We start from the raw sequence: 24,756 nt of genomic DNA on the forward strand, positions 1-24,756 counted from the left end.
CAGTGTACTAATCCAATTGCACATGTCCTAAATCACTATTAAATGATTTAAGATCGTTAATTAACTGGTTAATATTTTGGCTTGGACCGCTATCATATAGAGCATTTCTAAATCTTAAGAACTTGGTTCCCTTTTCTATTAAATTATTCAATAACACATTTTCAGGGAATCTTATTGTGGATTTCTTAGGAATATCATTCCATTCTTTGTTAGCTAAACCATGGTACCATGTGAATAATATAGCAGGATTCTTTTCTTTTAGCCTGTGCATTTGCCAACCCATAGAGCGTTCAGAAAAGCCGAAGTTGCCAATATCGGTATTTAAACAATCATACATTGCCTGTAAAATTGAAAACCAAATACCATCAACCTCATCCCAATCATAAAAGCTCGAGAGAAATTGATTTTGATAAGATATAATGACTGTGCCGTATAAGGAAGTTCCTTTTGAAGTAAATAACTGTTGATTTCCCAGTTGGTTAGCGCTTGAGTGATGGATTGGGATAAAATCTTCGTTAGCAAATAAATGTTTATTAACAATGGCATCATAACTATTTTTTGATATATATGTTTGAATGGTAACCATTTATGAACCACCTATCCCATAGGGTAATGTTGTTTCCCATCTATTTTTTGAACTTGTATTGCATTTGCAAAACGAGGATTTGCGCTACTTGCATAATAGGGCATGGCTATTGGAGGACGAAATGATTGGGATCAATCTTGGTAAAACAACTGAAATCAGAAAATTTTCCGGATACTTCATGTTTTAATACTAATTTTCATATGCATGCCTCCTTAAGAGTAATTAATTTTAGTAAAGCATGGAATTATATAATTTTTATTTCAAAAAAGAGAAGAAGTGTTTTAGTTATGAAACCATCCGGTATACGAATTTCAATTTTTATGCACGATCCAATGTTGAAGTAGCAAGGGGAGAGGGATATACTTCTTAAAAGTTTCTTAAGGTAAACTCCCAGGTTGTTTTAAAATTGAATCAGCCTGTTTAATATTTGAAATACTTTAAGTAGGTGAATTAGAATGTTCCCCGTGACTAAGGTTGTATCTGTTCAATGTGAATGCAATCACTGCTGCAAGCAGGATAATCGAAAAATGCAGCGAATAGTAGGTGAGTGAACAAATAAATCAAGTGAGGGTGATTGGATGGGAGTTCAAGCAGAAAAGATCTTTGTAAACTTGCCTGTTAAAGATTTGGATGCCTCAGTAGAATTTTTCACAAAGGTCGGCTTTGAGTTTAACGAGCAAATGACCAATGAAAATGCGACATGCATGGTTATCAGCGAGTCCATATATGTCATGTTATTGGTGGAAGACTACTTTAAAACGTTTACCAAGAAGGAGATCCCGGATTCTGCAGCGAGTACCGAAGCCATCGTCGCCCTTTCCGTTAAAAGTAAGGAAGAAGTCGATGAGATCGTGAATAGGGCACTGGATGTTGGCGGAAAGCCTTTTAACGAAGCCATTGATCATGGTTTCATGTATGGTTGGAGTTTTCTGGATATCGACGGACATTCTTGGGAAGTATTTTACATGGACGAAAGCGGATTTAACCAAAATTAAACCAAAAGCAAGGCACAATCCTTCACGAAGGACTGTGCCTTTTTTGAAGTTCAATGCCGTATCCGGGTCAACATGATCTTCCAAGTGCTAAAGTATAAAATAACCATTTATACTTATGATACAATATAAGGGATAATGTAAAGGCGGGTACAAAAAGTGACGACAATTTACGATATTGCGAAAAAAGCGAATGTATCAACGATGACTGTATCGAGAGTTATTAATAATAAAGGAAATATCAGTGAAAAGACAAGGGAAAAAGTTGAAGCGGTCATTAAAGAGTTGAACTATATACCGAATTCCGCAGCCCAAAGTTTGAATATTAAAAGAACGAAGCTGCTTTCATTAATCATAACCGATATCACCAACCCTTTTTTCACCCAAGTAGCGAGAGGGGCCGCAGATAAGGCCAATCAAATGGGGTATCAGCTCATTTTATGCAATACCGATGAGGATTACGAAAAAGAGAGTGAATATATCGATGCATTGATTTCAAAACGGGTGGATGGCGTCATTATTGCCCCAACAGGCGATCAATCGACAAAAAATTTGAAGAAATTAATTAAAAACAGGATTCCATTTACATTGATAGATAGGCAAATTCAAGATGTTTCATGTGATCGGGTGCTTGGTGATAACTATGAAGGAACGAAAAAGCTTCTTCAGCATCTTATCGATTTTGGACACGAACGAATCGCGATGGTTCATGGTCCGCTAACGATTTCCACTTCGAAAGAGCGTTATCAGGCGTATATTGAAACGCTGAAAATAAATGATTTGAACATCGATCAGTCTTTCGTAATAGAGACTCATTACAAACAGGAAAAGCAATGGAACGGTATTGACGGATTGATGAATGTTCCGCCCTCTGAGCGTCCAACAGCAATTTTTGCCGCCAATAATTTCATTGCCATCAAAATTATAAAAAGTTTACGAGAAAAACAGATTAAAGTACCTGAAGACATTTCTGTCGTTTGCTTTGACGACTTAGAATTATTCTCGGATTTCGATCCCTTTTTAACCGTATCTTCACAGCCCGCTTACGACTTCGGATATTTAGGAACACAATTAGTGATCGAGCGAGTGGATGAAGTCGGTCCTGCCGACTATCGGACGATCAATTTAAAGCCAGAATTGGTAATCAGGAAATCATCTGGAGCTCCTATAAAATAATAGGAGTTTTTTTTTGGCCAAAGAATAAGTGGCCTCTCCAGTGGCATGTCGCTCATAACAATACTTGGCTAATATCCTTCCACACATAAACCAATAGATTCAATTCAGCACCAGCCATTTTGATTTTTTCGGTTTTAAGCAATTCAGCACCAAATGCCTCATAGAAGAATCGAGATTTATTGTCTTCAAGCACTTCAACGAATATTGTCTTAAATCCCAGTGCCTCGAATTTTAAAAATAACTCTTTGATGAGTTTCTTACCTATCCCCATTCTTTGAAAATTTTCGAGGATATATATAGCAGTTAAATCACCGGAATTCTCAACTTGATTCGTATCCCTTTTCCCGCCATCTATAAATCCAACTATTTTTCCTTTGTTATTTTCTGCGACATAAACATAATTACCATCTCTATTAATATTCTTTATCCATATGTCTTTCCTTTTCTCATAAGACAGATTATCTAAAAAATCACTCGGCATTATTTCTTTATAAGTAGTTCGCCAGCAATCCACGTGGACTATTGCAATACCTTCCGCATCTGCAACCGATGCCTGTCTTATTAGCATATTAGTTCCTCCTTTTTTAAGTTTGCTATATCCCCTATATTTTACTAATATTATCCATTTTGCAACTGATCGGCCTGATATATTCCAAGAGTATCCACAGTTTGATTTCTAATAATTAACTTTTTATGTTACTATTTCCTATAGTTTGTTTAATGTGGAAGAAGGTATGAGATGATGCGGAATTTCCCTAGTAAAGTATTTTATTTATTAATCTTCTTGGTTACCTTGGGGGTTGTGCTAGTTTTTTATAATGACGAAGAACCGACTGAGAAATTAACTGAGGATGAATTTTTTACAACTTTAGAGGATGGGAAAGTGACATTTTTAAAGGTGGAGTCACAAAATAGTGTTTATGAAATTAGAGGTCGGCTGGTAGGGTATGAAAAGGATCAATACTTTATCGCGTCTGTAACAAATAGTGAAATATCGCTAGACAGAATGAATAACGCCATAAGGGAACATGATATAGGGAAAATTGAGTTTATCCCAGACACAGAGACAAGCGGATGGGTCACCCTTTTAACAACGACCATTCCGTTCATGATCATTTTTATCCTGATTTTTGTTAGTTTTCTATTTCTATTTGTCATGAAAAGAATGAAACATTCTAAATGATTAAAAACTCGCCGTTCCAATTGGGAATGGCGAGTTTTCTTATTAACAAGAGTTGAAAATGGTAATTCCGTTTTAGATAGTTTAAAAGATTTCGTTTAATTTATTGACAATTTAAAATATTGCTGTTATTTTTATGTTACCGGTAACATAAAAATAACAAGAGGAGGTCAGCCTGATGATTGATGCACATCAGCATTTTTGGAGAATTGACCGAGGTGATTACTCTTGGCTTACAAATGATATGGGAGTCCTTTATCGGGATTATCTTCCCGACGATTTATCGCCCTTAATACATAAGAATGATATTTCGGGGACCGTCCTTGTACAAGCGGCTCCAACCTATGAAGAGACTTTATTTCTATTATCCTTGTATGACCGCCATGACTGGATATATGGTGTGGTGGGCTGGCTTGACTTATCTGCTCCATCATTCCCGGAGCAATTGGATTCTTTAATGACAAGACCGGGAATTGTTGGTTTACGTCCCATGTTGCAGGATCTGGAAGACAGTGCTTGGATTTTACAGGAACAAGTTGTGGAAAATTTGAAACAGCTTATTCGATATGATCTTCCGGTGGATTTGTTGATTAATCATAAACATATTTCATCTGTTTTAACATTGATGAAAACGCTTCCTAACCTAAAGGCCATCATCGACCATATGGCTAAACCGAATATATCAGCAGGGGAATTAAACAAATGGCAAGAAGAAATGAATACTTTGTCACAGTTTCCGAACATTTGGTGCAAACTGTCGGGTTTATTGACCCAAGCAGATCCTGCAATGTGGAAGGCGGAAGACTTTAAGCCATACATACAACATATTGTTCGGGCATTCGGGCCGGACCGTTTACTTTTCGGCAGCGATTGGCCTGTATGTTTATCAGCTGGAGGCTATGAAGACGCAGTGAGGGTCATTAAAGGGAATTTACCGGAAACTTTAACACAAGCTGAAGTGGATGGGATATTTTCTGGAAATGCTGAAGCCTTTTACAAACTAAAAGAAAGGGGAGAGCGAAATGGGCCAGTTAGCTTATGAACAGGACGTTACAAGCATCGTCATGTCTGATCAGGATAATGTAGCGACTTCATTGAAAGATGTAAAAGAAGGGGAAACATTACTCTATGTCATCAATGGACAAAAAATGGAAGTGGAAGCAAAGCGTTCGATTCCTTTTGGGCATAAAATCGCAATCAAACCGATTCAGCGATCGGCGACGGTCATCAAATATGGAGAAGTAATCGGTGCAGCCACGATGGATATCGAGCCTGGTGAACATGTCCACATACATAATATTGAGGGAATCAGAGGAAGAGGAGATAAGGCGGAAGGGGAGCAAACACAATGAGCAGGATAAAAGGGTATCGCCGTTCAAATGGCAAATTTGGAATCCGTAATCATCTATTGATCATCCCTACCGTCATTTGCGCCAATCATGTGGCCAACAGAATCCAGCAAGCTGTACCGCAATCAGTGGCCATTCCGCATCAGCATGGGTGCAGCCAGATTGGTGATGACAAAGAACGTACACATAAACTTCTTGGCGGAATGGGGAAAAACCCGAACGTTGGTGCGGTTCTGTTGATCAGCTTGGGCTGTGAGGTGATTGATGCCAAAGTATTGAAACGGGAAATCGAAGAAGAAACGGGAAAACCTGTGGAGTGGCTTGATATCCAAGATGCAGGCGGGACGATAAACGCGATTAAGAAGGGGACTGAAGTGGCGAAGGGTTTATTTCTGGAACTCGAAAAAGTGCCGCAAGTGGATGCCCCCATTTCAGAATTGATAGTAGGTGTGAAATGCGGCGGTTCCGATGCTACATCCGGTCTGTGCAGCAATCCCGCTTTAGGGAAAACCGCTGATCAGCTCTTGAAACAGGGCGGTACAATCGTAATGGGTGAAACCACGGAAATCATCGGAGCTGAACATATTGTTGCCCAAAAAGCAGTGAGTGAAGAAGTGGCCAATAAACTATATGCATATGTTGATAGATTCGAAAAAGAAGTGGAACGCATCGGGGCAGATATGCGTGGCGGAAACCCGAGCCCGGGCAATATTGAGGGAGGGCTCTCGACCATCGAGGAAAAATCGCTTGGCTGCATTAGTAAAGCAGGTACGGCCCCCTTGAACGATGTCTTATCATTTGCGGAAGAGATCCCGGGTAATGGCTATTACTTCATGGATTCCCCGGGGAATGATATCGAGTGTGTTTCAGGCATGGCGGCCGCGGGTGTACATATGGTCTGCTTTACGACAGGAAGAGGGACACCGACAGGAAACCCGATTATCCCGGTCATCAAAATAACGGGAAATGAACATACGGCAATCAAGATGATCGATAACATCGATATTGATACAAGCCCAGTCATGAAAGGGAAAGAAACGACGGAGGATGCAGGAAATCGCATTTTTGAAACGATTGCTAGAACAGCACAAGGTGAACTGACAAAGGCGGAAATTCTTGGACATCAGGAATTTAGCATCAGCCGGATCAGCATCAGCCTTTAGAAACAGATAGGAAAAGGGAGGAGAATTCATATGGGTAAATTGAATAATCGAACAGCACTTGTCACAGGAGGCAGCCGGGGAATCGGTGCAGCGATTGTCATGAGATTGGCTGAAGAGGGTGCCAATGTGGCGATCAACTATACATCGCCGGGGTCATTTGAAAAAGCGAATGCGTTAAAAGAAAAAGTAGAATCCGAATTTCATATCAAAGCGATCGTCGTGAAAGCGAACGTTGGGGTGAAGGAAGATGTCGATGCCATGATCAATGAAGTGGAAAAAGAGTTGGGAACGGTGGATATTCTAGTGAATAATGCTGGTATTGCACCGTTTGAGCCTTTTTTGAGCCTTTCGGAAGAGACATGGGATGATACGTACCGAACAAATGTGAAATCAATCTTTTTGACGACACAAAGAGTGGCGAAGCGAATGATTGAAAATAAATATGGCAAGATCATCAATATTACATCAACGGCTAGCGTCCTTGTCACGAGTCCGGTCATTCCCCACTATATTTCATCGAAAGCAGCTGCTTCGCATTTAACGAAGGCATTGGCGATTGAGCTAGGCAAATACAATATCAATGTGAATGCTGTCGGCCCAAGCACCGTTGCGACGGATATGTGTGAGGAATATTTGGAGGATCCGCAAATTCTCGCAAAAGAGATTGAAGCCAATCCGATGAAGAGACTTGGGACCGAAAAACAAATTGGCGACTCCGTCGTATTTTTGGCTTCCGATGAAGCCATGCAAATCAACGGGCATCTGTTAATGGTGGATGGCGGTTTAACGGTGAAAGCGGCGCAGCCTGAAGATCATATGAATCATGAGCAGGAGGTAACGTCATGAGACTGCAAAATAAAATCGCTGTCATCACTGGCGGTGGAAGCGGGATCGGGAAGGAATCAGCCCGTTTATTTGCTAGTGAAGGCGCATTTGTCATCATTACCGATATTCATGCTGAAAACGGGCAGGGCACCGTTTCTGAAATAGAGGAGGCTGGCGGGAAAGCGGCATTTTATGAGGTGGATGTAACGAATCCGGAAGCGGTTCAATCCGCAATCTCCCAGATAATCGAAACCTATAAGAAAATAGACATATTATTCAACAATGCCGGAATCTCAAACGTAGGCAGGGTGGACGAAGTGGAACCGGATGTGTGGGACCGCATCATGAGCGTGAATGTGAAGGGGGTTTATCTGCCTTCTAAATACACGATTCCTTATATGATGGAACAAAAAAGCGGGGTCGTTATCAATATGTCATCATGTGCAGCGGAAATGGGTCTCGTGAAACGTGCCGCATACTCTGCAACGAAAGGAGCCGTACTGGCTTTAACGAAAGCGATGCAAGTGGATTATGCACCTTATAATATTCGGGTGAACGCTTTATTGCCGGGTACGATCTTGACACCGTTCGTCGAAAATTACTTGAAAACTTCATATGACGATCCTGAGGTTGCCATCGGCACGATCAAGAAAAGACAATTGAGCGGCGATTTGGGCAGACCTAGTGATGTAGCAAAAGCGGCACTGTTCCTAGCTTCGGATGAGTCTGCGTTCATGATGGGATCGCCTTTATATATCGATGGTGGGGTTGTTTTTGGGAAAAATGCATAAAAGGGGGAAGAAACGATGAAATTGGCTACTTTTATTAAAGACGAACAGCAAAAACTTGCCGTTCAAGTTGAGGATCATTTAATAGATATCGAAGAAACGGCGAAGAGGAATGAATGGAACCAAATCGTGTCGGATGTGATGCAAGTGATAAACTTCAGCCAATCCGAACGGGACGAATTTGAAAATAAGGTCCATGAAGCTGTCAAAGAAGGAATGGCTGAAGTAATTGAAGAGAAAGGGCTCACATTCGGTCCCAGTATAACAAAGCCGCATAAAATCATTTGTGTTGGGTTGAATTACAAAAGACATGCAGATGAAACCAATGCACCGTATCCTGAAGTGCCAATCTTATTTAACAAGTTTGATAATACATTAACGGGTCACGGATGTGAGATTGCCATACCAATCGTAACGAATGAACTGGACTATGAAGTGGAACTCGGAATCGTGATCGGCAAAAAGACAAAAAACGTTTCCGAAGAAGCAGCACTCTCCCATGTGTTCGGGTATTGTACGGTCAACGATTTGTCGGCAAGAGATCTGCAAATGAGGACGCCGCAATGGCTGCTTGGGAAAACCTGTGATGATTTCAGTCCTGTTGGCCCTTACCTGGTAACAGCGGACGAAGTGGGGAATCCAAACGACCTGCAATTGAAAACGTATGTTAATGAAGAACTAAGACAGAATTCCAATACATCAGATATGATCTTTTCATGCGCGGAAATCATCAGTTATATTTCCAAGCATATGACATTGGAACCGGGCGATCTTATATTGACAGGTACACCTGAAGGAGTCGTATTGGGTTTACCGGCCGAACAGCGTGTTTATATTCAGCCAGGGGATGTGGTCACCGTTGAAATCGAAAAACTGGGATCACTCACGAACACATTTGTCGCTGAAAGCGAAGAGGCTTTGACGAATGCTTAAAGGAATTCCGCCAATACTTTCTCCTGAATTGATGAAGATCATGATGGAGATGGGGCACGGTGATGAAATCGTACTTGCAGACGGGAATTATCCGGCTGCAAGTCATTCAAGCCGGATCATCAACGGCCATGGACATGGCGTGGCCGACTTCCTGCAAGCGATATTGGCATTCTTTCCACTCGATACGTATGTGAAACATCCCGTCATATTGATGAATCCTGTGGAAGGTGATGAAAAAAGCCCTGCAATCTGGAAGAGTTATGAAGATATAATGAAAAAAACGAACGATATTCCTATCAAAATCGGAAAACTGGAACGAATGGACTTTTACGAACGAAGTAAAGCGGCCTATGCCATTATCGCAACTAGTGAACGAGCACAGTATGCAAATCTCATATTGAAAAAAGGTGTACTTTAATTTACTAAAAGGAGTGATTGCTTTGCAAAAGATTCCGAATATTATGTATGTTTATGCGATTTTTGGCGGGTTGGCCGGACTATTATATGGTTTCGATTCCGGTGCCATTTCTCCAGCGATTCCATTCATCACCGAAGAGTTTGGACTAAGCCCGTCGGGTCAAGGATTGATAGTAAGTTTCCTGTTATTAGGGGCATTGCCTGCTATCGTCCTTTCCACTTCACTATCTAAGGTGCTTGGAAGGAAATCACTCCTGATTGGAGCGGGCATCACATTCATCGTCGGGTCGATTGGTTGTGCCTTCGCTACAAATGTAAGCGTTTTAATTGCATCGCGGTTCATCCTGGGAATCGGCTGCGGAATAGCCAATATGTGTTCACTTATTTATTTGGTGGAATTGGCTCCTCCTAAAATCAGGGGATTGATCGGCGCTTTATATCAACTAAGTGTAAACGTCGGGATATTGAGTGCTTACATAGTGGGTGCTTCCTTCTCCGCTAGCGGATCTTGGAGAATCATGCTCGGAATCGGGATCATTCCAGCAGCAATCTTCACATTTGGAATGCTTATCTCACCGGAAAGCCCACGGTGGCTCATGGCTGCAGGAAAGGAAGACCGTGCAAGGAAGGTCTTGATGAAACTAAGGGGAACGAAGCAAGAAGTGGAAGATGAAATAAGTGATATCAATCATTCCCTTAAACAGCAGAGCGTAGGATTCAAACATTTAGTGCACCAATATAAAAAAATATTGAATATGAATTTCATCTTAACATTCTTCCAAGTCTTCACGGGAATCAATGCCGTTGTATACTTTGCCCCGATCATTTTCGAAGGGGTTGAAATCAACGGATGGAGCGGTTCCAATATAGCAAACTTCGGAATCGGGACGGCCTTGGTCGTTTCCACTGCCATCTCGTTATTCATCGTTGATAAACTAGGCAGAAAAACGCTGCTAATCTACAGTATTGGCGGTCAGGTCCTGCCACTGATCGGATTGGCACTATTTTCGGATTATACGATCTTCAGCATGGTTTGTGTGTTCTTATATGTCTTCGCATTCGGAATCGGCCTTGGCCCTGTCTTCTGGCTATTCATACCGGAAGTGCTGCCATTGCAGGCAAGAGCGATCGGAATGGGAGTCATCACCTTTTTACAATACACATTGAACTTCCTTTTTTCATACACGTTCCCGCCACTGTTAAGTGTCATTGGCAATAACGTCTTTCTCATCTATGCGTTCTTATCAGTGGTAGCTTGCGTATTCATACACTATAAAACTCCTGAAACAAAAGGGAAATCATTGGAGGAAATTGAAGAATACTGGCGTGAACAAGATTTGGCAAAAGCGATTAAACCTGCTTGAGTCCGGCATTCGCAGTCGTGGTGAGTTGTGGATTCTGCAAAAAAAGGGATAAACATATAATTTGATATTGAAGATTGCAGAATAGTTTGATAGAATGAAATAAATGAAAAAGACTATGTGCAACTGGCGAAACACGGATAACCGTGAGGGAACACATAGTGTCGTAGCCGTTCGCCTGGGCAGAGGTAAGGGATTTTATCCCTTGCCTCTTTCTGTATATTAACAGATAGTGAAGGTTTAAAGTCAGTATTTTGAAATTTCAAAACTATCATATTCAAAAGAGGAGCAAACAAAATGAGCACAATTCTTTTAGAAAAAGTGAAAACGATCAAGGCGTTAAATAATATTGCCGAAAGCGGACTGAATGTATTCAACAAAGGGGATTTTACGGTTGATAATGACAGTGAAAACCCTGATGCAATCGTTCTTCGCAGCTTTAACATGCATACTATGGAATTCGGCGATCAGTTAAAGGCAATCGCAAGGGCAGGGGCTGGAGTCAATAATATTCCGGTCGACAAATGCACCGAGCAGGGAATTGTCGTTTTCAATACACCTGGGGCTAACGCAAACGCTGTAAAAGAAATGGTTCTGACGACATTAATGGCTTCATCTCGTAACCTTTTTGCCGGTGTGGCTTGGACAAAGACGCTTGAAGGCGAAGGAGAACAAATTCCGAAGCTTGTTGAAGCAGGAAAGAAACAATTCGTTGGTAAGGAAATCAAGGGAAAAACACTTGGCGTAATCGGTTTAGGAGCGATCGGTGCACTTGTAGCGAATGATGCGCTTGATTTGGACATGGATGTCATTGGCTTTGACCCGTTCATCTCTGTTGATACAGCTTGGAACTTGTCACGCAATGTACAGCGCGCCATGACGATTGAAGAATTGTTTGCAGAATCTGATTATATTACAGTACACGTTCCATTAACTGACGACACAAGAGGAATGTTCAACCAAGAAACATTCAGCATCATGAAGCCGGGCGTACATATCTTGAATTTCTCACGCGGCGAGCTAGTGAATGAAGATGATATGCAAGCTGCACTTGAAAGCGGAAAAGTAGGCAAGTTCATTACAGACTTCCCGAATGAAAACGTGTTGAAAATGAAAAATGTCGTTCCAATTCCGCATCTTGGTGCCTCTACGCTAGAGTCAGAGGAAAACTGTGCCATCATGGCAGCTCGTCAGTTGAAGAGCTTTTTAGAAACAGGGAATATCAAGAACTCTGTGAATTTCCCGAACACGTCCCTTCCTTATACAGGAAACCGTCGTGTGGCAACTTTCCACGAAAACGTTCCGAACATGGTTGGGCAAATCACGCTGGCTGTATCTGGCTTTAATCTGAACATCGCTGACATGGTTAACAGAAGCCGTGGGGGATATGCATATACGATCATCGACATTGACGGTGAAGTAAACGGTGATATCATTCCTGGCTTGGAAGAAAAAATCAAACAAATCGAAGGCATCGTTACAACTCGTATTATCTAATTGGAAACGGAAGAAAGATGATTAATAGTGAAAGCCTCAATTCCTTTAAGGAGTTGAGGCTTTTTTAGGCTTTGTATATTAAACTAAAAGTCTGTCAGGGTTTCACCTCCGTTTTTTCTTCATAATGTACAAACAACATTAAGTAGAGTGCGAATAGAAGATGCAAATAAAGTGGAATATCCTTATCGTTTTGAATGGCAACAAATACGTAGATTCCATATAGCAATATAGGAATGGTTAAAAGGATTCTGAGCTTAGTCATATGCCACCCTCCCATTTACCCTCAAATATTAATACATCAGGAATTTGGGCCACTTGGAAATCCTTTTCTGCTGTTGCGTTTATAAAACTTGTACAATTATTTTCCCTGAGAACATCTGCTAATAATTGTAAATCCATTGTCATTTTTGCTGGTTTCATTGATTCATCCTCCTAATTAACCAAATATTCAGTCACTTCTATTAATACAATAGTATGAAGTACTGAGAAAATGCTGTCAATCTATATTCCATCTGTACTCATTTTAAGTTAATGGATTCATAATTTATCTACCCAAATAACTATCTCTTATAAATATCTACTTAGTGAGATAGGCAAAACGGTACCCAATAGGGGAAGCATTGCGATCAGCTGAACGCCAGGGAGCAACTTGTTGCGAACCTAAATCAATGTAACCTTAAATTCTCAGCCAACCTTTCAGTTCAATATGACTTTTGTTAATTTCCTCTAAGTAAAAGAATCGTCCCTATGAAATACAGAGACGATTCCTAATGTGAAACACCATTTCTACACAGAATGGATTACCCTATACTGTTCTTCCTCAAAAATTCTGATGCTGATGAAGGATATTCGATGTTAAAAAAGCTCCAACAGGAGGTAATTGCCCGGAATAGGCATTACCGCTAACAGGATATTCATTCAGAGCTATATCAGTAGTGGCAATCCATGATCCAGACTCACCTGCTTGCAGAGAGGGAGGCTTCATAAGAAAACGTCCTTGAAGAATGAAATGTCGAATCCTAATCTGGAAATCATCCATTATGGTCAAGTTGCCAGAGAATGTGGCATAGGGTGAATCAAATGCGATTTGTTTGGTGCTTTCATTCCATAATCCATTAATCGGAATGGGTCTGCCACGAAAATTAACCGTACCAACCACCCTATTATTTGTAATAGAGTCAATGATGAGTGTGCCCCAAATAATCGTCCTGCCAGCTATTGAAGAGTGGATACCCCAAACAGATGGGAATGGAAAGCTAATTGAAGCAGTTCCCTGTGAAGTTACCAATGCTATGCACTCCCTTGAAGGTTGTTTATGTTCTGAGGAAGATTCCTTGTTTAAAGCAGTATATGCAGCACGAGCAGAATAATTAAATAAACAAAGGGGAAGTACTGCATCCCCTGCCTGAAGTTGCATTCCTGATGAGTTAACAGTACTGCTGGAAAAAAGGAATGAACGGGTCAGAGGAAGGAATGGAGGGAAATGAGGTATTTACGGCGAAAGTAATCTATAGAAATGTGTTGAAAATAGGAAGAGCATCAAGGTAACCATGTAAACGGATTTAAACTGCTAATGAACCGTTGTTGAAGCCAAAAGCATTAAGAAAGCAGCACTCTTGAAAAAAGAAATCGTAATAGATCGTAAAAAACATGAAGGAGTGACGGATATGCACAAAAGAGATTGTTCTAAATTGAAGTGTCATTGTTTCATCGTACCAAACTATATTCTTGAGAATTTGGCACAAAATGAAGTGGAAGAAGCACGGATCAGTTTAGCGAAAAGCCGTCAAGTGCGCAGGCGCAGAATTATGAAAGAATACGATATTGACGGTGTTGTCGCTTTAACGGATGCAGGATCTGGTCGTCAAGGTGAATCTGCCCGCCATGTTTATGATTGCAGGGGGGGGACGAAACTCCGGGAGAATGAGGCAAGAAAAGAAGGAGATCGATCAAGTGCAGATCCTGTTGTTAACGCTGCATATGATTATAGCGGAGTTGTGCGTGATTATTTCAGGGATGTCTTACACCGTAATTCAATTGATAACCAAGGCCTTGATCTCATTCTGAACGTTCATTATGGGAATAAATTCACGAATGCTTATTGGGACGGAGATGAAATGGTATTTGGTGATGGCGATGGGGTCATTTTTAGCAATTTTGCCAATTCACTCGATGTAATTGGACATGAACTGACACATGGGGTTACGCAGTTCACAAGTGGATTGGAGTATGAAGGCCAGTCCGGGGCATTGAACGAACATCTTTCAGATGTGTTTGGAGTTGCCATAAAACAATTTCATTTAAAGCAAACAGCAGGTGATGCCGATTGGCTAATCGGAGCTGATATAATGGGACCAACACTGAAAGGGCAGGCCCTCCGTTCGATGAAAGCGCCAGGTACGGCATTTGACAATAAGTTAATGGGTAAAGATATTCAGCCTGATCATATGAAGAACTTCTATAAAGGAGAACGCGATAATCATGGTGTCCATATCAATAGCGGCATACCAAACAAGGCCTTTTATCTAGTATCGATGGAAATCGGAACAGACAAAGCGGCATTGATCTGGTTCAATGCGATGCAGAATTTATTTGCGACGGCGAATTTCAATCAATTCGTGCAAATTGTCATCAAGGCAGCGCAAAAACTTGTTGATAGCGGAGAAGTTACGAAAACAGCCATCAAGACAATTGAAAATGCTTTTAAAGCGGTTGGACTGCCTGAGTAGTCATATTCCATGAATAGGAGGCTCCATCTACCATGCATATCAAATTTAGCTGCATAGGGGGATTTGCCAACCTCGACTTGAATTTTCAGATCGATACAGAGAAATTGCCGAAAGAGAAAAATGAGGAATTGCAGAACTTAATGAAGACAGCTGACTTACCTAATGCTAGCCAAAGTATAATGTCAGGAGCTAAAGCGCAAGGGTTCGACGCATTTTCATACCAGCTGGATATAGCCGATGAAAAGAAGAAGCAGTCTTACTCATTCACTGACATAACAGCTCCAGAGGAAGTAAGACCCTTATTGGATTATCTACGGAATTTAGCAATTGAAATAAAGATGGCAGAATAACCAAGAAAAAAGTCTATCATCACGATAGACTTTTTTTGTGTTCTTAAAATTTCACAAAAATGTCATTTCATTTCACTTTTATATGAATTTTGGCTGTTTGTTCGCTAAATGGACACATATTAACAAGAAAATAGCAATTTAGAACAGCAGATTTTAAAAGGAAATTCGAAAGTATAGACCTTTAATGGGATTTTGTAAAGAGTCAGCCAATCAAACAGGCGATACATTCAAAAAAGGGAATCAATTTTGAAAGAGGTGAAATTAGCTGGATTTTACAAAAAAATCATAAAATAGGATAATAGTCGCATGGAGGTGAATGACATATCAAGAAATGAAAGTGACGATAGACGGAAATCAAAAAACCCCTAGGTGAGTACGTCCTGGAAGACATCACCTAAGGGCTTGCGAGCAGGAGTATACCTGCCTCTATATCCAGTATACTCCAAAAAATATGAATAGGGAAATGGGGAGTGAATGGAAGGATGATACGAAAAAACTATTTATTGAATAAGGAAACGGTGGGATTGATGGAGCGTTACGATTCCAATGGTGTGGAGATGTCCACGGTAGTGGAGGGAGAGAACACATTCCATGTTGCCCAATCGCGCCAGGAAATCCTGAATAACACGTTAAACTACTTTGGGTTGAATCTGGATGGCGGACTAGCAGCAGCCAAATCCGTGCTTGGCGGAAAATATAGGCTGCCAGTCTGCATAAACGCCCAGCAGGGAATGGTCTGGTTCTCCTCCCGCTCATTCCGGAAAAGAGGAGGAATCTGGTTTTCCTACATCCACATTCGTGACTTGGAGGAAATGAACGAAAAAGAAACGCTGGTCCACACAAGCTATGGACATTGCCTTCCTGTATCATTAAGCAAAAATCAGCTCGCCTTCAAAAGGGACCAAGCGTCCTATCTGCATACTACCTTCCATGAACGTTCATTGGGAAAAAAGACCTTTTATTACGAACCGGGAAGCGGAATCACCTTTTGCAAAGAACCCGGGGAGGCCCATTACAGGGTGAAAGGGAAGGAATAATAAGATGAGATGAAAACCGCCGAATTGGCGGTCTTTTTTAGGATTAGATAAAGTGAGAGCGGGTTTTATTCAAGTAAACTCTAACTATAGAAATATAGTTATTGTAAAAAAAGAAATGATACATTATGATTAGTAAATAGTTAATATTTAGGAAAGGTAGTAAGTATTTTGAAAAGATTATTTGCTATTTTACTATCTTTTGGTCTAGTATTGGGTCTCTCGTTTGGCGCGAATGATGTTGCCAGTGCCAAAACAAAGGTGAAGACGTATAAAAACTGTACAGCATTGAATAAAGACTACAAAGGAGGCGTGGCTCGTACATCTTCCGTTAAAAATAAAGGAGGAAAAACGAAATACAAACCTCACGTTTCAAAGGCGCTATATGATGCCAATAAAAAAAGCGATCGTGACAAAGATTTGATCGCTTGTGAAAAATAAGAATTATTCTGAGGGACCTTTTATAGGAAGGTCTCTTTAATTTGTAGATAAAAGGTGTTCCATCTGAATTATTAAACAAAGTTGATTGGAACGGAAGGTGAGAGACTCCTTCGGAAAGCGAGTGCCTGGAGAGGAAGGTTCATTTTTGTACAAAACTAAAAAAACGGAAGCTAAAGCCTATACAGGTCTTTAGCTTTTTTCTCGTGGGTTATCTTTCAAACCGTCCAAAATGTGTATTTTCCCGATTTATAAGTGCATCCCCAAGATTGATTCTGCTCATAAGTCTTTCATGGTCCGAAGGAAAACGTTCTTTAATGTTTGCAACTCCCTCTATTGTTGGGATATTACCATTAGGCATAGGACGTTCTTCTCTTTGAAATCCGGGGTTCAAACTATCATTAATCATTACGGGTCTGTCAATGGTATCGTTGTCATCATTATTAGTAGTGGGATTATTAGTTGGGTCTCTATCTACATTATTAAATGGATCATTGTTAGTATCTTGTGGCATATATTTCACTCCTTCGCTTATATTATCCGCTGATAGCATTAATCTATTCGCACGCTGTACTTATCCTTTTTTATATAGTAACAACAATCCTGAATTTTCTAATCAGCAACAACTTGAATTTATCAACAAGTACGAAAGGTCAAAAAAAACTTCTAAATATTATGATTGACTTACATTTTAATTTGTCTTACAATTTCAATGTAAATAGTCAAAACATTCAATTAAATGGAAGGGGAGCTTTTTTAACATTTTTGATTCACTTCAACATGAAGCATGACAACATAAACAGCATCGTAAACTTTATGTCAGTTTCAGAAATGACATAAAGCTCTGTCATAATTTCAATAACTGTTTGTCCAGAGTTATCAAAGTATTAATGCTTTAGAAAAAAATGAAAGCGAATACATACTCTTTGGGATGGAGTGAATAACATGAAAAATCAATCAAATCTTGCTGAATCCACTGTGATTGTTCCTGAGGTCGTAAGTAAGAAACCAAATTTCATCACGAAGTTTAAAACATCCTATGGTCCGGGGATCCTTGCCGTGTTGACGTGGCTTGGAGCCGGGGATCTGGTGACTTCTTCTGTTGCCGGGGCAGATTATGGATATAGTTTAATGTGGATTTTAGCACTGTCATTAATCCTTCGTTTTCTAATCGTTAATGTTATTGCCCGGTTCCAGCTTTGTAACACAGAGGGGTTAACCATACTTGAAGGATATGGACGTATCCACCCATTTTTCGGTTACTTTATGTTTGGTTATGCATTAATCATGGGTCATCTTTTTAATGCCTATATGATTAAGGGAGCGGGAGAGGTATTATCGACCCTATTCCAAGTTAATCAGCCATTCTTAGCTTCAATGGTAGTTGTAGGATTAGTTTTTATGCTTATTGGCAGGAATATTTATAATAGAATCGAAAGTGTAATGAAAGTGCTTTTGGCATTATTGACGATTGCTTTCTTGTTCCTCGCCATTCAGGCTACACCGGATGTGGGGCAAATCATTAAAGGAACAGTTGGGTTTAGCATTCCAAGTGATACTGGCGTTCATGGAGCATTATTGGTAGCAGTTTCAATTATCGGTGCAGTGGCAGGATCGATTTCGAACTTTGTTCATCCATATTTCATGAGGGAAAAGGGCTGGACGAAACCGAGTCATCTAAAGGTTCAAAGAAATGATTTGCTGTTTGCCATAGGAGTTTGCATTGTAATCAACTTGGCCATTTGGGTTGTTGGGGCAGAAATTTTAAAACCGAATGGAATTCATGTGGAAACGATTGATGACTTGGCAATGGCGTTACAAATGTCGTTAGGAAAATTTGGCTGGTACATTTTCTATCTCGGTGTTTTTGGGGTATTATTCGCGAGTGTAGTAGGCAAGTCAACTGGTTTTCCAAGATTGATTGTAGATGCCTTTTACGTAATAAATAAGGATCGTCGTGAAAAGTACAATGGTAAATATGAAAAAGATCCAATGTATAAATGGGTTATGATTTTTGTATTGGTCACCCCAATCATTTGGTCCATTCCCGGCATGCCTGGTTTCATTGCATTGACAATTGGAGTTAATGCAATAAACATAATCGGTTTTCCGGTAATCGCAATTGGCATGCTGGTGCTATCAAATAAAAAAAGCTTGATGGGAAAATATAAAAACAATTGGTTTGAAAATATTATTCTATCCTTAGCATCCGTTTTAGCGGTTTGGTCCGCCATTCAATTAGCTACAACCTTTTTTTAAATAATGGTAGATTATAGATAGAGGCGTAAAACATAAAGGTTATGTCGACTTTTGATCCCGACGGGGTCCTACTTTATTGGAAGTGAGGTATCAGTGATGAAACCGAAAGTAATTGTTTATAAGAAAGTGGATCAGGAAGTGCTGCAATATATTCGAGAGACTTGTGATGTTGTTTATTTTGAAGGCCTTGACTCACGAAATCACTCTGAATTCCTACAAGAGCTGAAGCACGCACAAGGTATATTAGGGTCAGGATTAAAGGTGGATAAAGCTTTACTGGATCAAGCACCGCAATTAAAAATCGTCTGTAATTCATCGGTTGGATACGACAATTTGGATGTAACCGAGCTGTTCAATCGCGGAATCATGGCTACGAACACTCCCGAAGTATTGAATGAGACAGTCGCAGATACGATCATGGGCTTGATGCTGTCCACAGCAAGAAGAATGCCAGAGTTGGATCAAATGGTAAAGTCAGGGCAATGGACATCGAACATCGGAGAAAAATCGTTTGGGTTGGACGTGCATCATAAAGTATTAGGCATAATCGGCATGGGCGGAATAGGCTCTGCCGTTTCGAAAAGGGCTCGTTTTGGATTCGATATGAACATCTTATATCACAACAGATCCAGAAATGAAGAAGCGGAACAAAAGTATGGAGCTACATACTGTTCTCTGGAAGATCTGTTAAAGCAATCTGATTTTGTCTGCTTGATGACACCGCTAACTCCCCAAACTGAAAAAATGATGGGAGAAAAAGAATTCAAGCTCATGAAAGAGTCCGCTATCTTCATCAATTGTTCAAGAGGGAAAACGGTGGATGAAGAAGCCTTGATCACTGCGCTTAAGACTGGTGAAATTTATGCGGCAGGACTGGATGTCTTTGTACAGGAGCCCGTCAAGGAGGACAATCCTCTGCTTTCCATGAAGAATGTCGTCACTTTGCCTCATATCGGTTCCGCAACATATGAAACCCGCAAGAAAATGGCTATGCTGGCAGCAACCAACCTTGTAGCAGGATTACAGGGAGAAACTCCGCCTACCTTAATCAAAGCTGGGGTAAAGGTAAAGTGATTTTTTAGACAGCATTTATAAATTAAGCTGGATAGCCTTATTTGGGGCTATCCATTTTTTTGATCTCGCATTATTCAATATTTTTACTTATTCTGCAAAACAAAAAAGCCCTCTCTATAAAGGAGGGCTTTTATATGTAATTCAATTACTTCAGCCATTCCATCAATCAATCTTAATTACGGCTCAGCCCTGAAAAACCTGGGTTTGTCATCTCGTAAGGATAACTTGTAATCGGAAGGTTTTCAACTGCATGCAATGTTTGGATACCTTACTATGCATGCACTGGTACTTGTTATATCTTTCTCAATACGTACGGTATGATTTATATGGATATAGTTTATGCTACGTCTGATTGTTTAATGGAATCAACGTAATGGTTTGCTTTCTTCTGGTCAAATTCTCCTTCCCACTTCGACATGACAATCGCCGCCAATGAGTTCCCCACGACATTAACCGCTGATCTTCCCATATCCAAAATTCGATCGATACCGGCAATGAACGCAACACCTTCCACCGGCAGTCCCATCGAACCAAGAGTTGTTAAAACAACAACAAATGACGCCCCCGGAACGCCAGCCATTCCTTTTGACGTTAACATCAATACTAGTAACAAAGTAATCTGTTGTGTAATGGATAGATCAATACCATACATTTGTGCTACGAAAAGTGAAGCAAGTGCTTGGTAAATCGATGAGCCATCTAGATTAAACGTATAGCCTGTTGGAATAACAAAAGAAGTAATGGATTTCGGGCAGCCAAACTTCTCCATTTTATCCATAAGCCTTGGTAATACCGACTCTGAACTTGCTGTTGTAAAGGCCAAAATCAGTTCATCCTTTAACACTTTCAGGATAACAAAAATGCTTGTCCCAGACATTTTCGCTATAATTCCAAGAATGACGAACACGAAGAATACCATCGTCACATAAACAGCAACTACCAGGTTCCCTAAAGGAATTAATGTTGCGATACCAAATTTTGCAACGGTTACACCAATGAGTGCAAACACACCAAAAGGGGCAAATTTCATGACTAGATTCGTCACCCAAAACATAACTTCCAACACACCTTCAAAGAATCCAAGAATAGGCTTTCCTTTTTCGCCTATCGCAGCCACACCTAAGCCGAATAAAACAGAAAAGAAGATAATCGGTAATAAATCCGCTTGAGCCATTGATTCAAATACATTTTGAGGAACAATATGAGAAATTGTTTCACCAAAGCCACTGCTTCCAGCCGTCTTTGTTGTTTCTTCATATTTTGAAATATCACTTTTTTCAAGACTGCTTGTATCTAAGCCAGCCCCCGGATGGAACAAGTTTGCCGCCAGTAATCCAAGAACAATGGCAATTGTAGTGACAATCTCGAAATAAAGAAGGGTCTTCCCGCCTAATTTCCCTAGTTTTTTAATATCGCCGACTCCCGCTATTGAGACCACTAATGCAGCCATGACGATCGGGATGACAATCATTTTAATTAAATGAATGAAAATATCGCCGATAGGTACCATAATGGCCATGGCTGCTTCATTACCATGGAATAAAGCACCGACAACGATACCTAGTACAAGTGCAATGAAAATTTGAGTAGCTAAGCCAAACTTTTTCATTTAAATCCCCCTTTTATTTTGTTAACGCTTTCAATTTTTAGATTATTTTAAGTTTATGATCATCCTACCGGAACCTACTGAAACCTACTGATATTTACAAGTGATAGAAAAAATAAAAATTTCAGTTAAAAGCCCTCTCTCTTTTTAATCATTTCATGTGTTATGTTTTTATAAAGTGACTGGGGAGGGACCGTGTTGAAAAAGAGTATAAGGATATTATTATTGATTATGATTGCGGTGCCTCTTGCGGGTGAATTCAAGTTTTATCCATTCGACGGTACTTTCAGAGTCAGTTTGGGAACTCCCGTCTTTTTCTTGTTTTTGCTATGGGGGAGGGGGATCCACCCGATTATTGCAGGTATTTTAACGGGGATGAGTGTGTTTGTTTTTCGTTTTTCAATGGCTGTCGGAATACGGGACATATCTGTTGAGGAAGCGATGTATCTTCATTTTCCCGCCTTTTTCTATTATTTCATCTACGCGTTCGCATTTCATAAGACTAAATTGAACGAACGCCACGATCAGCCTTTAATGGTCGGGCTTTTAGGGGTATTGATCGAGCTTTTTGCAAGTGTATCGGAAATGGCGATCCGTTCCTTCTTGGCGAATCAGGACACACCCTTGCTAGCCATTGACCAACTCGTTTTAATCGCCTTTATTCGAAGCTTTTTCGTCCTCGGCTTTTTTAATATATTAAAGCTGAGAGAAGCAAAGTTAGCAGAAGCGGAACAGCGCATGCAAAAGGAACAAATGCTGCTTTTCATTTCAAGTTTGTATGAAGAATCGGTTCAACTGAAGAAAACGATGCAAAATGCGGAAGAAATCACCCGCACTTGTTATGACTTTTACCGTCGGTTAAAATCAGAGGGTAATAATGGAAGCGATCCGCAAACTGCGTTGCAGATTGCAGGTCTCGTGCATGAGATCAAAAAAGATAACCAGCGGATTTATGCGGGGCTGTCGGAACTCATGTCTTCCGAAAACCTGCAGGAATATATGAATATCGAAGAGCTTGGTAACATCATGATCGTGTCCAATAGACGATATGCAGAGTCCCTTCGCAAAGATATTTCATTTTCCTTGCATATAGATGGTGACCATCCGCCCTACCATGTATATATGGTATTATCATTAATAAATAATTTATTGGCCAATGCAGTGGAAGCCATTAAAGAAGAGGGATACGTATCTCTGCATGTGAAAAGGAAAGATCAATTCGTGGAGTTTTACATCAGTGACAATGGCCCCGGCATTGCACCGAAGCAGAAGGAAGTCATTTTTACAGCAGGATATACAAAGAAATTCGATGCGGCGGGAAACCCTTCGACGGGAATCGGTTTATCGTATGTGAAACAAACTGTTGAAAAATTTGGAGGACATATCAGGCTAATGGATAACTATAAAGAAACCGTATTCATCGTTGGACTTCCGATTGATGCGATTATGGAGAAAGGGTTAACGAGATGAATTATTTCATTATAGATGACGATCCTGCCATTCGAGGAATGCTGACAGAGATGATTGAAGATGAAGATTTAGGCAAAGTGGTGGGAGAAGCGGAAGACGGATCGATAGTGAATAATGGCTTGCTGTTTTTAAAGAAAGCAGACGTTGTCTTAATTGATTTGCTCATGCCAATAAGGGACGGAATTGAAACGATCAGGGCTCTTGCTGATGGATTTCAAGGAAAGTTCGTGATGATTTCGCAAGTGGAATCGAAGGAACTGATTGGAGAGGCATATAGATTAGGGGCGGAATACTACATTACAAAACCGCTGAACCAAGTTGAAATTTCATGCATATTAAACAAAGTGAACGAGCGAATACTGGTGGATCAATCGATCCAGGGCATTCAAAAATCGTTGAACGTGTTTACGGGACGCCCGAAGTCTTCGAAAAAAGTGTCCTCCTTTCATACAAAAAATATCATGGAAGCCGGACGTTCCTTAATTTCTGATTTAGGTATGATTGGCGAAGGGGGAAGCGAGGATTTACTAAACATTTTAGGGTTCCTCCAAAATGAAAAGCAAAGGCTCGGTCCAGCCTATACGTTTCCATATTTAAAGGAAATTTTTGCTGGGATTGCTGCTGAAAAGCTGGGAGATCAAGCGAAAGAGGCCGAAATCCAGAAAGAAATGAAAGCCTCTGAGCAGCGTGTCCGCCGTGCTCTTAATCAGGCCCTCATCCATATCGCTTCATTAGGATTGACGGATTATATGAATCCAAAATTCGAAGCCTATTCATCCACATTTTTTGATTTCTCGGAAGTCCGCAAAAAAATGCTGGAGCTAGAAGACAAAAGCAAAAAAGTAAGCAGCCAGAGCCGTAATAACATGAAAAAGTTTATCCAAGTGCTGTTTATGGAAGCAAGACAGATGATGAAATAATAAACCGGAAACACAAGTTGAATAGATCGAAAATTCACAAAAACATTTTCGTATTATTCAATTGAAGAAACAAAAAGACAAATCCGTTTATATGGATTTGTCTTTTTGTTTCTTCGCATTTTTATAAACAGTACGACTTTCTTTCAAATCTACAGAAAAAAGATAAAAAAGTTCATTCGTTTTCTAATAGTTGATTAATTCCATCGCTCTAACTTTGGGATGCCTCTAGTGAAAAACTTAGCAATAAATTTAGGCATTTTCATATTTTCCATCATATGATTTTGAACAAATTTTTGCATTTCTATCGCAGTAATATTTTGAGTGAAGTCACCATTTATATAACAATGACTGCAATATTTAGTACTTTTACTACCGTCTTTTTCAGTTCCTCCACCTAATTCATCCTTAGATAGCGGCATTCCACAACTTTGACATGCTTTATATTTTTTCATTATAAATTCTCCTGCAAAAAGTTTTATTCTAAACATTATCTAACAAACAATATTAAGTCAAGACAATATCACATGTCATCGTTACAACGAATCAACCGTTAATGTGAGTGTTGCAGCAAAAACAGGACTAGGCTTTCGAGGTGAAAATAGTCATAAA

The 24,756-nt window shown here is 40.1% G+C and carries 28 protein-coding genes and 1 riboswitch; of the genes, 20 read left to right on the top strand and 8 right to left on the bottom strand.

Features of this window, described 5'->3' with window-relative positions:
* Positions 1-7 precede the first annotated feature (7 nt).
* Entirely contained in the window at positions 8-586 is a 579-nt protein-coding gene (locus ACQKMF_RS01165; protein ID WP_427571425.1) for a hypothetical protein, read from the bottom strand.
* Positions 587-1,164: 578 nt separating this feature from the next.
* On the opposite strand from ACQKMF_RS01165, the gene ACQKMF_RS01170 reads away from it, so the two are divergent.
* Positions 1,165-1,581 carry a VOC family protein gene (locus ACQKMF_RS01170; RefSeq protein WP_101223282.1) on the top strand — a complete coding sequence of 139 codons (417 nt, stop codon included), beginning with the start codon at positions 1,165-1,167 and terminating at the stop codon, positions 1,579-1,581.
* Between the two features lie 156 nt (positions 1,582-1,737).
* Positions 1,738-2,754, top strand: a complete 1,017-nt coding sequence (locus ACQKMF_RS01175; protein ID WP_260358577.1) for a LacI family DNA-binding transcriptional regulator — start codon at positions 1,738-1,740, stop codon at positions 2,752-2,754.
* A 52-nt stretch (positions 2,755-2,806) separates the two neighbouring features.
* Here ACQKMF_RS01175 and ACQKMF_RS01180 read toward each other — a convergent pair whose 3' ends face one another.
* Positions 2,807-3,322 (bottom strand): GNAT family N-acetyltransferase, encoded by a 516-nt coding sequence (locus tag ACQKMF_RS01180; RefSeq protein WP_402939665.1) that lies wholly within the window; start codon positions 3,320-3,322, stop codon positions 2,807-2,809.
* A gap of 171 nt (positions 3,323-3,493) precedes the next feature.
* Between ACQKMF_RS01180 and ACQKMF_RS01185 the strand changes: the two genes are divergently transcribed.
* The 10 genes from ACQKMF_RS01185 to ACQKMF_RS01230 all read left to right on the top strand — a co-directional run bounded on the left by ACQKMF_RS01185 (position 3,494) and on the right by ACQKMF_RS01230 (position 12,267).
* Positions 3,494-3,937, top strand: a complete 444-nt coding sequence (locus ACQKMF_RS01185; protein ID WP_427571428.1) for an ATP-dependent metallopeptidase FtsH/Yme1/Tma family protein — start codon at positions 3,494-3,496, stop codon at positions 3,935-3,937.
* A gap of 175 nt (positions 3,938-4,112) precedes the next feature.
* Positions 4,113-4,976, top strand: a complete 864-nt coding sequence (locus tag ACQKMF_RS01190) for an amidohydrolase family protein (protein ID WP_260358574.1) — start codon at positions 4,113-4,115, stop codon at positions 4,974-4,976.
* Positions 4,957-5,286 (top strand): UxaA family hydrolase, encoded by a 330-nt coding sequence (locus ACQKMF_RS01195; RefSeq protein WP_350300085.1) that lies wholly within the window; start codon positions 4,957-4,959, stop codon positions 5,284-5,286. Before ACQKMF_RS01190 ends, ACQKMF_RS01195 begins: the two co-directional genes overlap by 20 nt.
* Positions 5,283-6,446: a UxaA family hydrolase gene (locus ACQKMF_RS01200; protein ID WP_427571430.1), complete on the top strand. Its 1,164-nt coding sequence runs from the start codon at positions 5,283-5,285 to the stop codon at positions 6,444-6,446. Before ACQKMF_RS01195 ends, ACQKMF_RS01200 begins: the two co-directional genes overlap by 4 nt.
* 30 nt (positions 6,447-6,476) lie before the next feature.
* Entirely contained in the window at positions 6,477-7,292 is an 816-nt protein-coding gene (locus ACQKMF_RS01205) for an SDR family NAD(P)-dependent oxidoreductase (RefSeq protein ID WP_260358571.1), read from the top strand.
* Entirely contained in the window at positions 7,289-8,062 is a 774-nt protein-coding gene (locus ACQKMF_RS01210; RefSeq protein ID WP_427571433.1) for an SDR family NAD(P)-dependent oxidoreductase, read from the top strand. The genes ACQKMF_RS01205 and ACQKMF_RS01210 overlap by 4 nt, the downstream gene beginning before the upstream one ends.
* Before the next feature lie 15 nt (positions 8,063-8,077).
* Positions 8,078-8,992: a fumarylacetoacetate hydrolase family protein gene (locus ACQKMF_RS01215; protein ID WP_427571435.1), complete on the top strand. Its 915-nt coding sequence runs from the start codon at positions 8,078-8,080 to the stop codon at positions 8,990-8,992.
* Positions 8,985-9,410 (top strand): RbsD/FucU family protein, encoded by a 426-nt coding sequence (locus ACQKMF_RS01220; RefSeq protein ID WP_427571437.1) that lies wholly within the window; start codon positions 8,985-8,987, stop codon positions 9,408-9,410. The genes ACQKMF_RS01215 and ACQKMF_RS01220 overlap by 8 nt, the downstream gene beginning before the upstream one ends.
* A 22-nt stretch (positions 9,411-9,432) precedes the next feature.
* Complete coding sequence (locus tag ACQKMF_RS01225; RefSeq protein WP_427571439.1) at positions 9,433-10,773, top strand: sugar porter family MFS transporter; 1,341 nt, start codon at positions 9,433-9,435, stop codon at positions 10,771-10,773.
* A 109-nt stretch (positions 10,774-10,882) separates the two neighbouring features.
* Positions 10,883-10,961, top strand: a riboswitch (ZMP/ZTP riboswitch).
* Positions 10,962-11,067: 106 nt separating this feature from the next.
* Positions 11,068-12,267, top strand: a complete 1,200-nt coding sequence (locus ACQKMF_RS01230) for a phosphoglycerate dehydrogenase (RefSeq protein ID WP_260358566.1) — start codon at positions 11,068-11,070, stop codon at positions 12,265-12,267.
* Positions 12,268-12,361: 94 nt separating this feature from the next.
* Here the strand turns inward: ACQKMF_RS01230 and ACQKMF_RS01235 are convergent, their stop codons facing one another.
* The 3 genes from ACQKMF_RS01235 to ACQKMF_RS01245 form a co-directional block, all read right to left on the bottom strand.
* Positions 12,362-12,529, bottom strand: a complete 168-nt coding sequence (locus tag ACQKMF_RS01235; RefSeq protein ID WP_170971670.1) for a hypothetical protein — start codon at positions 12,527-12,529, stop codon at positions 12,362-12,364.
* The gene (locus ACQKMF_RS01240; RefSeq protein ID WP_427571442.1) at positions 12,526-12,687 is read right to left on the bottom strand and encodes a hypothetical protein; all 162 of its coding nucleotides are present in this window, start codon (positions 12,685-12,687) and stop codon (positions 12,526-12,528) included. Before ACQKMF_RS01240 ends, ACQKMF_RS01235 begins: the two co-directional genes overlap by 4 nt.
* 400 nt (positions 12,688-13,087) lie before the next feature.
* Positions 13,088-13,555: a hypothetical protein gene (locus tag ACQKMF_RS01245; protein WP_101223278.1), complete on the bottom strand. Its 468-nt coding sequence runs from the start codon at positions 13,553-13,555 to the stop codon at positions 13,088-13,090.
* Positions 13,556-13,934: 379 nt separating this feature from the next.
* On the opposite strand from ACQKMF_RS01245, the gene ACQKMF_RS01250 reads away from it, so the two are divergent.
* From ACQKMF_RS01250 to ACQKMF_RS01265, 4 genes are all read left to right on the top strand, one after another.
* On the top strand, positions 13,935-14,996 hold the full coding sequence (locus tag ACQKMF_RS01250; protein WP_427571444.1) for a M4 family metallopeptidase: 1,062 nt from the start codon (positions 13,935-13,937) through the stop codon (positions 14,994-14,996).
* A gap of 32 nt (positions 14,997-15,028) precedes the next feature.
* Positions 15,029-15,346 (top strand): protealysin inhibitor emfourin, encoded by a 318-nt coding sequence (locus ACQKMF_RS01255; protein WP_101223277.1) that lies wholly within the window; start codon positions 15,029-15,031, stop codon positions 15,344-15,346.
* Between the two features lie 482 nt (positions 15,347-15,828).
* Complete coding sequence (locus ACQKMF_RS01260; RefSeq protein ID WP_427571447.1) at positions 15,829-16,383, top strand: competence protein ComK; 555 nt, start codon at positions 15,829-15,831, stop codon at positions 16,381-16,383.
* Between the two features lie 168 nt (positions 16,384-16,551).
* Entirely contained in the window at positions 16,552-16,821 is a 270-nt protein-coding gene (locus ACQKMF_RS01265) for an excalibur calcium-binding domain-containing protein (protein WP_101223275.1), read from the top strand.
* A gap of 208 nt (positions 16,822-17,029) precedes the next feature.
* On the opposite strand, the gene ACQKMF_RS01270 is transcribed toward ACQKMF_RS01265, so the two are convergent.
* Positions 17,030-17,332 carry a hypothetical protein gene (locus tag ACQKMF_RS01270; protein WP_427571449.1) on the bottom strand — a complete coding sequence of 101 codons (303 nt, stop codon included), beginning with the start codon at positions 17,330-17,332 and terminating at the stop codon, positions 17,030-17,032.
* Between the two features lie 431 nt (positions 17,333-17,763).
* Between ACQKMF_RS01270 and ACQKMF_RS01275 the strand changes: the two genes are divergently transcribed.
* Positions 17,764-19,077, top strand: coding sequence for an Nramp family divalent metal transporter (locus tag ACQKMF_RS01275; protein WP_427571451.1), 1,314 nt, complete (start codon positions 17,764-17,766; stop codon positions 19,075-19,077).
* A gap of 96 nt (positions 19,078-19,173) precedes the next feature.
* Positions 19,174-20,151 (top strand): 2-hydroxyacid dehydrogenase, encoded by a 978-nt coding sequence (locus tag ACQKMF_RS01280; protein WP_427571453.1) that lies wholly within the window; start codon positions 19,174-19,176, stop codon positions 20,149-20,151.
* 337 nt (positions 20,152-20,488) lie between these two features.
* Here the strand turns inward: ACQKMF_RS01280 and ACQKMF_RS01285 are convergent, their stop codons facing one another.
* Entirely contained in the window at positions 20,489-21,760 is a 1,272-nt protein-coding gene (locus ACQKMF_RS01285) for a cation:dicarboxylate symporter family transporter (RefSeq protein ID WP_230178133.1), read from the bottom strand.
* 195 nt (positions 21,761-21,955) lie between these two features.
* On the opposite strand from ACQKMF_RS01285, the gene ACQKMF_RS01290 reads away from it, so the two are divergent.
* Together ACQKMF_RS01290 and ACQKMF_RS01295 are read left to right on the top strand one after the other, a co-directional pair.
* Positions 21,956-23,227 carry a sensor histidine kinase gene (locus ACQKMF_RS01290; RefSeq protein ID WP_402939629.1) on the top strand — a complete coding sequence of 424 codons (1,272 nt, stop codon included), beginning with the start codon at positions 21,956-21,958 and terminating at the stop codon, positions 23,225-23,227.
* On the top strand, positions 23,224-24,147 hold the full coding sequence (locus tag ACQKMF_RS01295) for a response regulator (RefSeq protein ID WP_137018319.1): 924 nt from the start codon (positions 23,224-23,226) through the stop codon (positions 24,145-24,147). Before ACQKMF_RS01290 ends, ACQKMF_RS01295 begins: the two co-directional genes overlap by 4 nt.
* 194 nt (positions 24,148-24,341) lie before the next feature.
* Here ACQKMF_RS01295 and ACQKMF_RS01300 read toward each other — a convergent pair whose 3' ends face one another.
* On the bottom strand, positions 24,342-24,599 hold the full coding sequence (locus ACQKMF_RS01300) for a zinc ribbon domain-containing protein (RefSeq protein WP_230178137.1): 258 nt from the start codon (positions 24,597-24,599) through the stop codon (positions 24,342-24,344).
* Positions 24,600-24,756: the final 157 nt, after the last annotated feature.

Origin of the sequence: Peribacillus sp. NPDC101480 (genome assembly GCF_050277335.1) — a bacterium.
In the GTDB taxonomy this organism is placed as follows: Bacteria; Bacillota; Bacilli; order Bacillales; family DSM-1321; genus Peribacillus.